We start from the raw sequence: 13,966 nt of genomic DNA, 5'->3' as shown, positions 1-13,966 counted from the left end.
GCTTAACTTACGGCGCGGCGGCACGCCTGCCAACCATCATTTCGCGTGATCGGCTCGCAAGGCGCGAACCTGATCGGCAAGCCAGACCAGATCGGGGTCGGCGATGCCCAGTTGCGCCAGATGGTCGGCGGTGTTGAACAGATATTCGCAGTTCGGCCCCCGCCCGCCCACGGCCTGTTCGATGATACGGGCCTGTTCGGCAAGCGGCAGCCCCCCGCAATACTGGTCATGGTCCGGGTCGATGACATAGCAAAGCGTCGTCACCTCGGCCCCGTCAATCTCCAGCGGCAGCCAATCCTCCAGATAGGCGGAAGAAATCAGTTCGCGTTCCCGCAGCGCGGCCAGCGTTTCCGCTTCGGCCCCGTCCTGCACGCGAAAGGCAACCCCGTGGCACAGGGCCCCCGCCGCCCGGTCCAGCGCCAGCACAAGGCCTGGGTTGGCTTCGGTGCCGCGATGATGGATGGAGCGCATACAAAAGCTGCGATGCCAACCGTGCAAGCAGGCGACCCGCTGTTCGGCCACGGGGAAACCGGGGTTCCAGATCAGCGATCCGTAGCCAAACACCCAAAGTGGTTTTTGCATCCTCTGGTCCTCTGCCTTTCGGCCTTGTAGACAGCAAATCGAACGGAATGGAAAGAGGGCCGCAGGATGCGCTGGTTGACAGGTTTGGTTGTGGTGCTGGGCTGCCTGTGGTGCGGCTATTGGTTCATCGGCGCGCGCGGGTTTGAGGCCGGGGCCGCAGGCTGGTTTGCCAATATGGACGCGGCGGGCAAAACCGCCCGCTATGAGGCCTTGGCGGTGCAAGGCTTTCCCAATCGTTTTGATCTGACAGTGACCACCCCCGAAATCGGCGACCCGGACAGCGGCATCCAATGGCAGGCCCCGTTCTTTCAGGTGCTAAGCCTGAGCTACAAGCCTTGGCATGTCATTGCGGCCTTCCCCCCCGAACAGCGGATCAGCCTGCCGGGCGAGGCGATTACCCTGCAAGCCGGGAAATTGCAGGCCAGCGTGGTGGTGCAGCCCCTGCCCGCGCTGCCGCTGGACCGCTTGGTGCTGGTGGGTGAGGATGTGGTGGCCTTGGGCGACAAAGGCTGGGATGTGCGGGCCGCCTCGATCCATTTCGCGACCCGGCAGGATGCGAGCCGCGCGGATAGGCACGAAATCGGGCTGGAGGTGGCGGGAATTCAACCCGATGCCGGGTTGACGGCGGTGCTGGCCGGGGCCTTGCCCGATCAGGTGCGTTTGCTGCGGGTCGATGCGGTGGCGGGGTTCACGGCCCCGCTGGACCGGATGGCCCTGCAAAGCCGCCCGCAGATCACAGAGCTGATCCTGAAGGATATGCGCGTCGATTGGGGCGATATGAGCGTGATCGCGAAAGGCAGCGTGGTGGCCGATAGCGCAGGCTTTGCCGAAGGCGAGGCCACGCTGCGGCTGGAAAACTGGGAAGTCGCGCTGGATGTGGCCGAGGCGATGGGGGTGATCGCGGTGAAGGATCGCGGGATGTGGGATCAGGCGGCGCGGTTGCTGTCCTTGGGGGCGGCAGGGGATGCGGCGATTGAATTGCCGCTTCAGTTTCGCGAGGGCCAGACCCGGATCGGGCCGCTGGTGGTGGGCCCTGCCCCTAGGCTGCGATAGGGCTGCGGTAGGGGTGCGATTCCGCACTGGGAATCGCGCGCGGAATGCCGCTTAACCTGTTGATTTTCAACAAGACATGCCGAAAAATTCACAAAATATTAAGCTTTGGCCACAAGCCCGCGCCCGGCTTATTTGCAATAAGGCCCGTTGCGATGCTGCGCGGTATCCAGATGCAAATGATCCTGATGATAGCCATCTGAACCGGGGCCAAGGGTGGTGCCAAAGATGCCGCAGGCTCTTTTATGGGCGGCGCGGATGGGTTTGCCCTTGCTGCCTTTGTAATGCTCCAGAATCGTGAGTTCGGAGCCATCGGCGAATTGGATGCCCGCAATATCAATCGCCTTGCCGCGCCCATGTTCGCTGATCCGCGCGCCGGGGCGGTTGTTGCGGGTGCGGCAGGCGTAATGGGCGGCAACGCGCAGGCCCGTCACCTCGGCCCGCCCAAAGGAAGGTTGCAGCGCCTCGCTGACCCAGTCCTGCAAGGCGCGCGCGGTGTCACAATCCAGCGTTGCGGGGGTGCTGAGTTTCACACCATCCACCGCCGTCACCCGCACCGGGTTTTCGACGCCGCAGCCCTTGGCCGCACCGCGAATGGTGGGAATGGCAGTGCCACGGATGCCCGGACTGTTGCAGACAGACCCCGTGAGGCTTTGTTGCGGGGCGGTGTCTTTCTTTGACTTGGGGCCGAACAGCTTGCCCAGCACGCCTTTCTTTTGCGGCGCGGCGGCAGAGGCTTGCCGGATTTCAGGCCGCGGCATCGGACGGATAGAGCGTGCCGGGCTGTCTGGCACCGCGAAAGAGGCGTTTTGCACAAGCTCGGCCACCGCATCCTGCACCACGGTGGTCGGCGTGCCTGCGGTGGTGGGCGCCTCTGTTGCCGCCAGCGCCGGGCGCGGCATGGGGCGGATAGAGGTTTCGGCCATCACGGCATCAAAGGCCGGAACCCCAAGGGCCAAGGCAAGGGCAAGCGCGCGTTTCATGCGGCACCTTCGTTTTGCACCTGCTTTGCGGCGGGGCCGCCCCGGCCAAAATCGGGTGCTGCCGTATCTTGCCCGGCCTGAATGATACCCCGGCGAATGGCGCGGGTGCGGGTGAAATAGGCGTGCAGATGGTCGCCATCGCCTTTGCGAATGGCGCGTTGCAGGGCAAAGAGTTCCTCGGTGAAGCGGCCAAGAATTTCCAGCGTGGCGTCCTTGTTGGTCAGGAACACATCGCGCCACATGGTCGGATCAGAGGCCGCGATACGGGTGAAATCGCGAAAGCCTGCGGCGGAATATTTGATGACTTCGCTATCGGTGACACGGCGCAGATCATCGGCCACGCCCACCATCGTATAGGCGATCAGGTGCGGGGTGTGGCTGGTGACGGCCAGCACAAGATCGTGATGCGGGGCGTCCATTTCTTCGACATTGGCGCCCATCGCCTCGAACAGGTTGCGCAGGCGGGTGACGGCGCTGGCCTCGGCACCGTCCAGCGGGGTCAGCAACCACCAGCGGTTTTCAAACAGCGTGGCAAAGCCTGAGCGCGGGCCGGAATGTTCGGTGCCTGCCAGCGGGTGGCTGGGGATGAAATGCACATGATCGGGCATATGCGGGGCCACGGCCGCAATCACCGCCTGTTTGACCGAGCCGACATCGGTGACAGTGGCACCGGGTTTCAGATGCGGACCGATTTCGGCGGCAATCGCCTCCATCGCGCCCACGGGCACGGCCAGCACCACCAGATCGGCACCTTCCACCGCCTGCGCTGCCGTCTCGAACACCGCATCGCAAAAGCCCAGTTCCATCGCGGCATCCCGGCTGGCGGCAGATTTGGCATGGCCGGTGATGGTGACAGCCAACCCGCGCTGCCGCATGGCATGGGCCATGGAGGATGCGATAAGGCCCAACCCGATCAGGGCGACTTTTTCATAGATCACTGCCATCAGCGCTTGCCTTTGAACTGCGCCACAGCATGGGCCACCCGGCGGCACGCGCTTTCATCGCCCACCGTGATGCGCAGGCAATGCGGCAGTTTATAGCCCACCACGCGGCGCACGATCAGCCCTTGATCGCGCAGATAGGCATCGCAAGCTTCCGCCTCGGCGGCATCGGCGAAACGGGCCAGCACGAAATTGGCCAGCGAGGTATCAGAGGGCACGCCGAGTTCGGCCAGCGCCTCGGCCAGCCATGTGCGCATGCGGGCGTTATCGGCGCGGCAACGGCTGATATAATCCTGATCGCGCATCGCGGCCTCGGCGGCCTCTAGCTGCGTATTGGACAGGTTGAACGGGCCGCGAATCCGGTTGAGCACATCAATGATCGCCTTGGGGCCATAGCCCCAGCCAATGCGCAGCCCCCCCAGGCCATAGATTTTGGAGAAGGTGCGCGTCATCACCACATTGTCGCGGGCGTTGATCAGCGACAGCCCGCCATCATAGCCATCGACATATTCGGCATAGGCCCCATCCAGCACAAGGATCGCCTGTGGCGGCAGGCCTTCGGCCAGTTGCGCCACTTCGGCGGCGGAAATCATCGTGCCGGTCGGGTTGTTGGGGTTGGCGATGAACACAAGTTTGGTGCGTTCGGTGCAGGCCGCCAGCAGGTTGCCGATATCGGTGGTGCGGTCGCGTTCGGCGACCTCGACCGGGGTGGCCCCTGCGGCCATGGCCGAAATGCGATACATCAGAAAGCCGTGTTCGGTGAACAGCACCTCATCCCCCGGCCCGGCATAGGCCTGACACAGGAAATGGATGATCTCATCGCTGCCGACACCGCAGATCACCCGGTCGGCATCAAGGCCCTGCACCTCGGCAATCGCGGCGCGCAGGGCGGCGTGATCGGTGGAGGGGTAGCGATGCAACTGATGGACCGAGCGCGAAAACGCCTCTTTGGCCTTGTCGGAGGGGCCAAAGGGGTTTTCATTGGACGAAAGCTTGATCGTGTTGGATTTGCCCGCCACCGTGGCTGCACCGCCTTCATACAAGGCGATATCCATGATGCCCGGCTGTGGCCGAATTTCAGACGTCATACCAGCGCTCCCCCGAGATGCTGCGCCTTGTTAACGGCTTGCGAGCGGTCTGACCAGTGCCGGAATGCCGCGATTTGGACCAGCGTCGTAAAATCCGCCGCGCCGGTCACATTGCGCCAGGTTATTTCTTGGCTTTGGCCTTCACCTCGCGTTCGATCTTTTCGCGCAGGATCGTCTCGATGCCCGCCGACAGCTCGCGGTCCCGGCGCAGCGCCGCCTCACCCAGACGGTCAAGCTGCTTTTCGTTGACCGTGCCGTCACTGGCTGTGACCGCCGAGACCACATAGGTTTCGACCGCTTTGTCACGCGCGGCTTGGGACAGTTCTGTCATGAAAACCTTGTCGATATCGCGCATCTGTTTCACGACGAATTCGACGGTTTTGGGATCATAGATCTTGCTGAGGTCTTTTACGACCTTCTTGCTGATCGCGGGGGTCAGCTTTTCGGAAACCAGCGCCCCCACTCGGCTGTTGGCCGCGGATTCGAATTTCACAAGGCCTTTCAAAGGGGCCGCAGCAAAAACCGGGGCCATCAGCGCCTTCAGAACGGCTTGTTCCACCTCTTGCTTGGAAGGGGCCGCCCCCTTTTCCAGAACGGGTTTGAACAGGCCGACCGTTTCTTTGGCGGCGTTTTCCACAAGGGCTTGGGCCGCTTTGCTATCCAGAAACTTGTTCAGGAACGTATCGACGACCTTCTTGCCTGCCGGGGTTTTCATCATCGGGGCCAATTGTGCCGCGAAGGTTTTATGCGCGGATTTGGCGAAACCGCTGCTGATCTTGCCACCAACAGCCCCCGCGATCCCCGTGACGATGGAGGCGGACATGACTTTCCACGCAGAGCCAGAGAGCGTAACATTGGAACCTGCCAGATATTCGCCCAATTCGGTCGCAGAGCCTTTCAGGGCCTCGGTAGAGGCGGCCGCGGCGGCATGGGCGGCGGCCGGGTTCTTGAATTTGGGCAAGAGGCGGGCCGTCATGTAAAGTTCGACGGCCAGAAAGGCCCCCTCGCGCACCATTTCCAACTTGCCCACGATCATGCCAGCGGTGCCGTCACGCGCGGTGCACCATTTTTCATAGGCTTTCGAGCCGGCATTGATCAGCTTGATCGCGCGGGGAAGGCGGGCTTTGACCTTGGCCCAATCCGGCTTGCGGCGTTGCACAAGGCACATCAGGTCATGGGCGGCATCGCAGGCGGCGTTCACCTCTTTCAGGGGCGGTTTCGCCACCGCGTTGAACGACCGCACCGTGAATTCGGCAAAAGCCATGCTTAGCCCTTCGGCGCCCGAGGCAATCTTCTCGGCGTCATAGAGAATGTTCCGCCAAACATCGGCGCGATTATACATCACGGTAAATTCGGCCAGACATTTCTTGCGGTATTCTTCTTCTTTCTTGTCAAATTCCGCTTGTTCTACCGCTATCCGCTTGCCATCGGCGACCACTTCGACGCGCTTGGCCAAGGCATCGGCATCGGCTTTTATCTTCGCCTCCAGCGCGCCCTGCCCTTTGGCCCATGTCTTGCCGCCCGGATCAACGATCCCGTCCGGTTTGTTGAAGCCCAGCGCGGATTTCTGAAAAGATCTGATCGCCGAGATCAGACCGCTGCCGCATTTGCCATCAACCTTGACCGCATAGCCATTGGCCACCAGCATAAGCTGCACCAATTCGACATCTGCGGCCTTGTTCGCAACGGGTTTGAATTTCTCGGCCTTCTTCTTCGGGTCCGGTTTGGTGATACGATTCTTGTCCCCCACAGGGGCTGAAATGGAAATGGGCATAGCTAATCTCTCAGTTCAAAAAAAACTGGCGAAAAAAGTAATGCAATTTCCCCTGCACGCAAGAAAAAACGCCGCCCGGTTGGGGGCGGCGTTCTCGATTGTCCCGTTTGGGGCAGATCAGTTCTTGGCGTAATATTCGACCACGAGGTTCGGTTCCATCTGAACCGGATAGGGCACATCGCCCAAGGTCGGGGTGCGCACGAAGGTCGCGGTCATCTTGGAGTGATCGACTTCAATGTAGTCGGGCACGTCACGCTCGGCCAGGGCCACAGCTTCCAGCACGATGGCCAGTTGCTTGGAACGGTCACGAACCGCGATCACGTCGCCTTCTTTGCAACGGTAGGACGCGATGTTCACGCGCTGGCCGTTCACGGTGACATGGCCGTGGTTCACGAACTGACGGGCCGCGAACACGGTCGGCACGAATTTCGCGCGGTAAACGATGGCGTCCAGACGACGCTCCAGCAGGCCCACCAGCATCTCGCCGGTATCGCCCTTTACGCGTTCTGCTTCGGTATAGATCTTGCGGAACTGCTTTTCGGTCAGGTCGCCGTAGTAACCCTTCAGCTTTTGCTTGGCGCGCAGCTGGGTGCCGAAGTCAGACAGTTTGTTCTTGCGGCGCTGGCCGTGCTGGCCGGGGCCGTATTCACGCTTGTTCACCGGGGATTTCGGACGGCCCCAGATGTTTTCGCCCATGCGGCGGTCAATTTTGTGCTTGGCAGAGGTGCGTTTGGTCATCTCTGATCTCCTTCTTTACGTTTTTGAAGGGCGTTGTCCTTCCCCGCGGCCATTTCTGGCTTTGGGTGACAGGGTTCCCCTTGCGGGGGCCACCAACACCAATGAAAATCCCCGGACATACATCCGGGGACTGGCGGGCTTATACAGGCCCGATTGGCCGTGTCAACAGGGGCTGACCGATCAGGCGGCCAGACTGTGCATCAGGATCGCCGCTTCCGAGCCGGACAGGTTGCGCCGCGCATAATCGCCATAGACATGCGGGTTCACCTCCAGCCCCGGCAGCAGGTGCAGCAGGCTGGCCCGTTGTTCGGGGGCCACCGTATCCAGCGCGGTGTTGGAGGGGTGGAAGCTTTCGGTTTCCAGCCCGTTCGCCCAGATCACCTGATGCCGTTCCAGCAGAATATGGATATAGGTGACTTCGCGCTGGGTATGATCGACGGTGATCGACACATCATTGATCAGGTCTTCGGCGGCGACCAGAACTTCGCTGGTGTTGAACAAGGCCTGTGCTGCGGGGCCGTTGACCAGCATCCGGTGCTGGGGCGAGACGAGCAAATCGTCATCCGGGCGGCCAAGACCCAAAGCGCCGGCACGGAAGCGGATGGGGCGCAGATGCGGCATGGCGTGCAGCCGCGCGCCTGTCATGCGGCGGTGGCCCGTCCACAGAATTTCCTGCTGGCCGTTATCCTTGGTGGAAATCCAGTCGCCGGGGCGCAGATCTTCGATCCGCTTGGCCCCATCGGCGGTGCGGATGGCGGTGCCGGGGGTAAAGCAGATCACCCCGCCCGCCGCGCGCGCGCCTGCCGCCTGTGCGGTGCGGTCAATCGCCAGTCGCACCACCCACAGATCGACATCGCGGGGCGGGATTTCATCCACGAACATCAACAGCCGCGCGCCGGTGTCGGGCACCTCGATCAAGGTGACGGTATAGCTGTGGGTGCCATTGGTGACGATGAAGCCCTGTTCGGGCGCATCAAGATCATGATCGGCCACGCCTGCCGCAGGGTCCCCACCCACCGGAAGCGCCGCGCCGATCAGACGGCGCACGGTGCGCGCCGCTTTTTTCCGTATGTCCGCTGCCCCCAAAGCCCCTTCCAGAAGCAAAACGTCCTGCGCCCCGTCGACGCGCACTGTCTCACCCGTCCAGCGCCACGAGGCGCCAACGGCAAGAACGTCCAACGGTGCGGCCTTCAGGCCGTCTGTTTCTGTCTGTGACCAAGAGATGACGAACGTGCCCTTGAAGCCCGTTCCCATTGCCTGTGTGCCTGCTCGTTTTTTTATAGTTTATAAACGAAGGTTAACAGGCGAGATTCCGCTTGGCTATAGCAGGAAAGCCACAGTTTGCGGGAATCGTATTGCTAGAATCGAATATGGAGCCGGAGCGAGCCGAGTGTCTGGCCGGATTTCTGCTCTTTGAATTCGGAGCCAAGATGGGTAACGCCATAAAATATCTGGGATTTTTCGCCGCGCCAGTTCACACCGGCGCGCAGTCGCCCGCGCGCATCGCTTGACGTAACGGAACCCCCGTCGGGCAGATAGGCGGTGTCGAACACGCGGGCCACATCACCGCCCAGTGTAAAGCTGAACCCTTGGCCCGCATCGCCTTGCACCCCGGTAAAGCGGTGGCCTGTCACCTGATCGCGCAGCATCAGACTGCCCTGACCAAAGCTGCCAAAGCTGATATCGCCCCCGACCCGCAGATAGGTTTCCACACCGGCCTGTGCCTCGGCAAAGGGGCGCAGGTGGGCGGGGCCCAGATCATAGCTGCGGGACAGTTCGGCCGAGAGGGTCGGATAGACGTGATTGGGGATCTGCATCGACAGATCGCCCGGCGTCGCCATGCCGAATATCTTGTGCAACTGGCGCTGCAACTTGCCCACCCCGGTTTGCGGCCCGGTTGCGACCACATCCAGCCCGACGCGCATATCCACAGCGCCGCGCGCGAAATGCGAATGCAGCCCTGCCGAGAAGGCCCCGACATAGCGGCGATCCATCGCGGCGGGTTTGGCAAGGTTTTCCGGTGCGATGATCTCGGTCCGCAGGCGGTATTCCAGCAGCGCGCCGATCTGGTTCGGCAAGACCCCGTCCCAGCCCTGCCCGCGAACAATCGACAAAGCGTAAGAGCCTGTGCGCCAACGGTCCTTGCCATCGCCCAAGGCATCATTGTTGAAGAATCGGCCAAAGCCCAAGGTCTTGTGATCTTGTGCCGCAAGGGGCTGTGCCAGCAGCGGCAGGGACAAAAGGGCAGCGGCAATCGCAGTCAGGGCTTTACGCATCAGATATTCCAAACCAACAGTCGAGCCCCCACTCGCATCGCCAATCTAAGCGGCGCGCGGCGCGTTTGGCCAGTCAAAGCCCGCAGCCCGGCGCAACTTGCCCCGCGCCTGTGCCCCGAAGGCCGCAGTTTCCCGGCGTATCATCCACGCGGTCCACGCTTCCATACTAGTCACCAAGCGGCAGGTTTGCTACATCAAGGCAAAGCGCGCAAAGGGGCGAAGCGGCCAGAAAAGCCCGCAGAAAAGCCCTCGGTAAAAAGGATAAGCAGCATGCGGCAAACATGGCGTTGGTTCGGGCCAAAGGACATGGTTTCGATTGATGATGTGCGTCAGGCCGGGGCGACAGGTATCGTGACTGCGCTGCATCATGTGCCCACCGGTCAGGTCTGGTCACTGGAACAGATCAAAAAGCGCAAAGCCGAGATCGCCACGATGCGCGATGGCGGCCCCTCCACTCTGACTTGGGATGTGGTGGAAAGCCTGCCCGTGTCAGAGGATATCAAGAAGCAAAAGGGCGCATGGCGCGACCATATCACCGCCTATAAGGCCAGCATGCGCAACCTTGCCGCCGCCGGGGTAGAGGTGATTTGCTACAATTTCATGCCGGTGCTGGATTGGACCCGCACCGATCTTGCCTATCGCCTGCCTTCCGGCGCGACCTGCATGCGCTTTGACCTGACGGATTTTGCCGCCTTCGATCTGCATATCCTGAAACGGCCGGGGGTAGAGGCGGATTATGACGACGCCTTGCGCGCCGCCGCCGCAGAGCGGTTTGCCAAGATGGATGATGCCGCCCGCGATGCGCTGGCCCGCAATATCGTCTTTGGCCTGCCCGGTGCTGCCGAGAATTTCTCGTTGGCGGATGTGCGCCGCCATCTGGCGGAATATGACCAGATCAGCGCAGATCAGTTGCGCGCGCATCTGGTGGATTTCATCACCGAGGTTGCCCCGGTGGCGCAGGAATTGGGGCTGCGCCTGTGCTGCCACCCCGATGATCCGCCGGTGCCGCTGCTGGGCCTGCCGCGCGTGATGTCGACCGAGGCCGATTACACCGCGCTGATGCAAGCCGTCGACCTGCCTGCCAATGGCATCACCCTATGCACCGGCTCGCTTGGGGCGCGGCCCGACAATGACTTGCCCGGCATGATGGACCGCTTGGGCGACCGCGTGCAATTCCTGCATCTCCGCAATGTGAAACGTGAATCCGACCGGGTTTTCGGTTCCTTCCACGAGGCAGAGCATCTGGGCGGCGATACCGATATGGTCGCCGTGATTGCGGCCGCCCTGCGCGAAGAAACCCGCCGCAAAGCTGCAGGGCGCGTGGATGCCTCTATCCCCTTCCGCCCCGATCATGGCCAAGACATTCTGGACGACCTGAAGCGGCAGGCGCAACCGGGCTACCCCTCTATCGGGCGGCTGAAAGGGCTGGCGGAACTGCGCGGGGTGATTGCCGCACTGTCCCACGGCTAGGGCTTTGCGAAAAGGTGGTGGGCCCACTGGGACTCGAACCCAGACTGGATGGAGTTTAAGTCCACTCTCTCTACCTATTGGAGTATGGGCCCGACCGCGAACCGCTCTAACAGCACCGGCGGCGACGATCAATCCGGCAAGATGCACAAGCCCGGCGCGCGGCGGGCAGAAAAGCGGCTCCGCCGCGCCGCAGCAATTGACTTGGGCTGCGGGCTTCGCCAAAACTGTGGCATCACAATGCGGGGGGAACTTGCGTGAAGAAGATTTACAAGGATGCGTCATCGGCCTTGGACGGCGTTTTGTTCGATGGGATGCTGATTGCGGCGGGCGGGTTTGGGCTGTGCGGTATTCCGGAACTGCTGATCGCGGCGATCCGCGATGCGGGCACCAAGAACCTGACGGTTGCATCCAATAACGCGGGCGTGGATGGGTTCGGCCTTGGGATGCTGCTGGAAACCCGGCAGGTGAAAAAGATGATCTCATCCTATGTCGGCGAAAATGCCGAATTCATGCGGCAATATCTGTCGGGCGAGCTGGAGCTGGAATTCAACCCGCAAGGCACTTTGGCCGAACGGATGCGGGCCGGTGGCGCGGGCATCCCCGGCTTTTACACCAAAACCGGCGTGGGCACGGTGATTGCCGAAGGCAAGCCGGTGATGACTTTCGACGGGCAGGAATACATCATGGAACGCGGCATCGTGGCCGATCTGTCCATCGTCAAGGCCTGGAAGGCGGACCCCTCGGGCAACCTCGTGTTCCGCAAAACCGCGCGCAACTTCAACCCGCCTGCGGCGACCTGCGGCAAGATCTGCGTCGCCGAGGTGGAGGAAATCGTGCCGCTGGGCAGCCTCGACCCCGATACGATCCACCTGCCCGGCATCTATGTGCACCGCCTGATCCAAGGCGCGCATGAGAAACGTATCGAACAGCGCACCGTCAGAAAGGCGTCTTGATCATGGCATGGGACCGCAACCAAATGGCCGCACGCGCGGCACAGGAGCTGCAAGACGGCTGGTATGTCAACCTTGGCATCGGCATCCCGACGCTGGTCAGCAACTATATCCCCGAAGGGATCGAGGTGACGCTGCAATCGGAAAACGGCATGCTGGGCATGGGCCCCTTCCCGATTGAAGGGGAGGAAGACGCCGATCTGATCAACGCAGGTAAGCAAACCATCACCGAACTGCCACAAACGGCCTTCTTCGATTCCGCGCAATCCTTCGCGATGATCCGCGGCGGCAAGATCGCCATGGCGATTCTGGGCGCGATGGAAGTGGCCGAAAACGGCGATCTGGCGAACTGGATGATCCCCGGCAAGCTGGTCAAAGGCATGGGCGGCGCGATGGATCTGGTCGCAGGCGTGGGCCGTGTGGTGGTGGTGATGGACCACACCAGCAAGCACGGCGAGAGCAAACTGCTGAAACAATGCACCCTGCCCCTGACCGGCAAGGCCGTGGTGGACCGCATCATTACCAATCTGGGCGTGCTGGACGTGGTCGAAGGCGGGCTGAAAATCGTCGAATGCGCCGATGGCGTCACCGAAGCCGAGTTGCGCGCCGCAACCGAAGCCACGATTGTTGCCTGACACAACCACGACCTGACATCAAAAACCTCGCGGGCGCGGACAGAGCAACCCTGACCGCGCCCGCTTTCTTTTCGGCAAAAATATCCCGGGGGGTCCGGGGGGCTGGCCCCCCGGCTTTTGGCTCGGTCCGGGGGGCTTGCCCCCCGGCTTTTGGCTCGGTCCGGGGGGGCTGCCCCCCCGGCTTTTTTTAGGGTCCAGCGCGCGCGCCCATCACCCGCCCGCAGAAATCACCTTGAAAACACAAGGGTCCGTCACCAGTTCCGGCGGGGTCAGGCACAGGCCTTGGGCGACCTGCCAGGCGGCCAGCACCTTTGGCACATAGTCGCGCGTTTCGGCATAGGGGGGCACGCCATTATTGGCCCGCACCGCCCCTTCGCCCGCATTATACGCGGCCAGAACCATCAGCGGGTCGCTGTCAAACTCCCCCATCAGCCAGTTCAGATAGGCAACGCCGCCCTTGATATTCTGGGCCGGGTCAGTGGCATCCGTGACGCCAAAGCGTTCCGCCGTGGCCGGGATCAACTGCATCAACCCCTGCGCCCCGGCAGAGCTGACCGCCTCGGGCTGGCCCGCGCTTTCCACACCGATCACGGCCAGCACCAAAGCCGGAGAGACGCTGGTGCCGATCGTCGCTTTCAATATTTCGGTGCCATAGCGGGTGGCGACTTCCTGAAGGTGCTGCATGCGCGGCGCCCGCACCGATGCCCCGGCCGGGCCTTGCGACAGATTGGCCATGGCCAGCGTGAAGCGACCATCCTTGGCGCCTTGCGCTGTCGGCACCTTGTCCCAATACCAGCCATAGGCGGCAGTCGGGGTGACAGGGGCCAGCCCCGCCGCCGAAGCGATTTCGCTGTCTGCCTCGTCTTGCGCGGGGGCCGCGGCGGGTTTGGGGGCGACCGCAAGCCGCTTTGCCTGCTCTGCCGGGTCGATCTGCACGGTGATCCGCGGCCCGCTTTGCTTTTTCGGCACCACAACGCGACGGGCCGAAAAATCTTCTTGATAGGGCGCAGTCTGCGCCACAGCGAGGCCCACAAAAGCCAAGCCTCCGATTGCCAAAGCGGCAATGGCTTTCAAATGCGCCTTATGCGGCATGATATGCTGACTGCTCTTTTCTTGTTTATTGCGCCCAGCATGTCAGGAATCGCCCCATCTGACCACTGTTTTTCCCTGCCAAATTGTGGCCGGAACGCCCAGATTGGCCGGAATGCCACAGCGAAGGCGGCCCTTGCTTGGCACATCCACTGTCCAAAACCCCAGCAAAGGCGGGGCTTTGCGACACAGTCTGCCCGGAATTGAAGAAAATGCGACGCACTTGAAAATGCCTGTTTCCTTGCGAACGCCTGCCACATTCAGGGTGTTTAACAAAGTCATACCGCAGCGGGTATCGGGACGGAACAGAGGCCTGACCGAGACGATCCGAAACGGTTTTGAAACCTGATGCTCAACTTCCTCGAAAGGGAACATGCTATGAAACTGAAG

At 61.9% G+C, this 13,966-nt stretch carries 14 protein-coding genes and 1 tRNA gene; 4 read left to right on the top strand and 11 right to left on the bottom strand.

The genetic code is table 11. The features are described 5' to 3' along the window. Nucleotides 1-36: 36 nt before the first annotated feature. Nucleotides 37-582, bottom strand: coding sequence for a gamma-glutamylcyclotransferase (locus tag EGN72_RS10910; RefSeq protein WP_127047477.1), 546 nt, complete (start codon nt 580-582; stop codon nt 37-39). A 66-nt stretch (nt 583-648) separates the two neighbouring features. Between EGN72_RS10910 and EGN72_RS10905 the strand changes: the two genes are divergently transcribed. Then, the gene (locus EGN72_RS10905; RefSeq protein ID WP_127047475.1) at nt 649-1,635 is read left to right on the top strand and encodes a DUF2125 domain-containing protein; all 987 of its coding nucleotides are present in this window, start codon (nt 649-651) and stop codon (nt 1,633-1,635) included. Nucleotides 1,636-1,763: 128 nt separating this feature from the next. On the opposite strand, the gene EGN72_RS10900 is transcribed toward EGN72_RS10905, so the two are convergent. The 7 genes from EGN72_RS10900 to EGN72_RS10870 all read right to left on the bottom strand — a co-directional run bounded on the left by EGN72_RS10900 (nt 1,764) and on the right by EGN72_RS10870 (nt 9,432). Further along, a complete protein-coding gene (locus tag EGN72_RS10900; RefSeq protein WP_127047473.1) occupies nt 1,764-2,615 on the bottom strand; it encodes an extensin family protein in 852 nt (283 codons plus the stop codon). Next, a complete protein-coding gene (locus tag EGN72_RS10895; RefSeq protein WP_127047471.1) occupies nt 2,612-3,559 on the bottom strand; it encodes a prephenate/arogenate dehydrogenase family protein in 948 nt (315 codons plus the stop codon). The genes EGN72_RS10900 and EGN72_RS10895 overlap by 4 nt, the downstream gene beginning before the upstream one ends. Then, nucleotides 3,559-4,644: a histidinol-phosphate transaminase gene (gene hisC / locus EGN72_RS10890; protein ID WP_127047469.1), complete on the bottom strand. Its 1,086-nt coding sequence runs from the start codon at nt 4,642-4,644 to the stop codon at nt 3,559-3,561. The genes EGN72_RS10895 and hisC overlap by 1 nt, the downstream gene beginning before the upstream one ends. Before the next feature lie 121 nt (nt 4,645-4,765). Continuing rightward, on the bottom strand, nt 4,766-6,418 hold the full coding sequence (locus EGN72_RS10885) for a peptidoglycan-binding protein (RefSeq protein ID WP_127047467.1): 1,653 nt from the start codon (nt 6,416-6,418) through the stop codon (nt 4,766-4,768). A gap of 117 nt (nt 6,419-6,535) precedes the next feature. Continuing rightward, on the bottom strand, nt 6,536-7,156 hold the full coding sequence (gene rpsD / locus EGN72_RS10880) for a 30S ribosomal protein S4 (protein ID WP_127047465.1): 621 nt from the start codon (nt 7,154-7,156) through the stop codon (nt 6,536-6,538). 180 nt (nt 7,157-7,336) lie between these two features. After that, nucleotides 7,337-8,410, bottom strand: coding sequence for a Hint domain-containing protein (locus EGN72_RS10875; protein WP_127047463.1), 1,074 nt, complete (start codon nt 8,408-8,410; stop codon nt 7,337-7,339). 104 nt (nt 8,411-8,514) lie between these two features. Continuing rightward, entirely contained in the window at nt 8,515-9,432 is a 918-nt protein-coding gene (locus EGN72_RS10870) for a lipid A-modifier LpxR family protein (RefSeq protein WP_127047461.1), read from the bottom strand. A 270-nt stretch (nt 9,433-9,702) separates the two neighbouring features. Here EGN72_RS10870 and uxuA point away from each other — a divergent pair, with 270 nt between their 5' ends. After that, nucleotides 9,703-10,902: a mannonate dehydratase gene (gene uxuA, locus EGN72_RS10865; protein WP_127047459.1), complete on the top strand. Its 1,200-nt coding sequence runs from the start codon at nt 9,703-9,705 to the stop codon at nt 10,900-10,902. 15 nt (nt 10,903-10,917) lie between these two features. Here the strand turns inward: uxuA and EGN72_RS10860 are convergent. After that, nucleotides 10,918-10,994: transfer RNA gene (locus tag EGN72_RS10860), tRNA-Leu, on the bottom strand. A gap of 162 nt (nt 10,995-11,156) precedes the next feature. On the opposite strand from EGN72_RS10860, the gene EGN72_RS10855 reads away from it, so the two are divergent. Continuing rightward, nucleotides 11,157-11,855, top strand: coding sequence for a CoA transferase subunit A (locus EGN72_RS10855; protein WP_127047457.1), 699 nt, complete (start codon nt 11,157-11,159; stop codon nt 11,853-11,855). A gap of 2 nt (nt 11,856-11,857) precedes the next feature. Further along, complete coding sequence (locus EGN72_RS10850) at nt 11,858-12,487, top strand: 3-oxoacid CoA-transferase subunit B (RefSeq protein ID WP_127047455.1); 630 nt, start codon at nt 11,858-11,860, stop codon at nt 12,485-12,487. A gap of 210 nt (nt 12,488-12,697) precedes the next feature. Here the strand turns inward: EGN72_RS10850 and EGN72_RS10845 are convergent, their stop codons facing one another. Together EGN72_RS10845 and EGN72_RS19485 are read right to left on the bottom strand one after the other, a co-directional pair. Further along, entirely contained in the window at nt 12,698-13,579 is an 882-nt protein-coding gene (locus EGN72_RS10845; protein ID WP_127047453.1) for a lytic transglycosylase domain-containing protein, read from the bottom strand. A 42-nt stretch (nt 13,580-13,621) separates the two neighbouring features. Next, nucleotides 13,622-13,966 (bottom strand): hypothetical protein (locus EGN72_RS19485; protein WP_233587115.1); only part of this gene is annotated, 345 nt, incomplete at its 5' end.

The sequence above is a fragment of the Pseudorhodobacter sp. E13 genome (assembly GCF_003991405.1).
In the GTDB taxonomy this organism is placed as follows: domain Bacteria; phylum Pseudomonadota; class Alphaproteobacteria; order Rhodobacterales; family Rhodobacteraceae; genus Pseudorhodobacter.
The sequence above is the reverse complement of the archived record's forward strand: the minus strand, read 5'-3'. Positions and strand labels throughout refer to the sequence as shown.

What these genes read in the sequence shown, in the direction of transcription:
- EGN72_RS10885 (WP_127047467.1), bottom strand. Translation starts at nt 6,418, where the DNA reads ATGCCCATTTCCATTTCAGCCCCTGTGGGGGACAAGAATCGTATCACC.
- rpsD (WP_127047465.1), bottom strand. Translation starts at nt 7,156, where the DNA reads ATGACCAAACGCACCTCTGCCAAGCACAAAATTGACCGCCGCATGGGC.
- EGN72_RS10875 (WP_127047463.1), bottom strand. Translation starts at nt 8,410, where the DNA reads ATGGGAACGGGCTTCAAGGGCACGTTCGTCATCTCTTGGTCACAGACA.
- EGN72_RS10905 (WP_127047475.1), top strand. Translation starts at nt 649, where the DNA reads ATGCGCTGGTTGACAGGTTTGGTTGTGGTGCTGGGCTGCCTGTGGTGC.
- hisC (WP_127047469.1), bottom strand. Translation starts at nt 4,644, where the DNA reads ATGACGTCTGAAATTCGGCCACAGCCGGGCATCATGGATATCGCCTTG.
- EGN72_RS10895 (WP_127047471.1), bottom strand. Translation starts at nt 3,559, where the DNA reads ATGGCAGTGATCTATGAAAAAGTCGCCCTGATCGGGTTGGGCCTTATC.
- EGN72_RS10850 (WP_127047455.1), top strand. Translation starts at nt 11,858, where the DNA reads ATGGCATGGGACCGCAACCAAATGGCCGCACGCGCGGCACAGGAGCTG.
- EGN72_RS10870 (WP_127047461.1), bottom strand. Translation starts at nt 9,432, where the DNA reads ATGCGTAAAGCCCTGACTGCGATTGCCGCTGCCCTTTTGTCCCTGCCG.
- EGN72_RS10845 (WP_127047453.1), bottom strand. Translation starts at nt 13,579, where the DNA reads ATGCCGCATAAGGCGCATTTGAAAGCCATTGCCGCTTTGGCAATCGGA.
- uxuA (WP_127047459.1), top strand. Translation starts at nt 9,703, where the DNA reads ATGCGGCAAACATGGCGTTGGTTCGGGCCAAAGGACATGGTTTCGATT.
- EGN72_RS10900 (WP_127047473.1), bottom strand. Translation starts at nt 2,615, where the DNA reads ATGAAACGCGCGCTTGCCCTTGCCTTGGCCCTTGGGGTTCCGGCCTTT.
- EGN72_RS10910 (WP_127047477.1), bottom strand. Translation starts at nt 582, where the DNA reads ATGCAAAAACCACTTTGGGTGTTTGGCTACGGATCGCTGATCTGGAAC.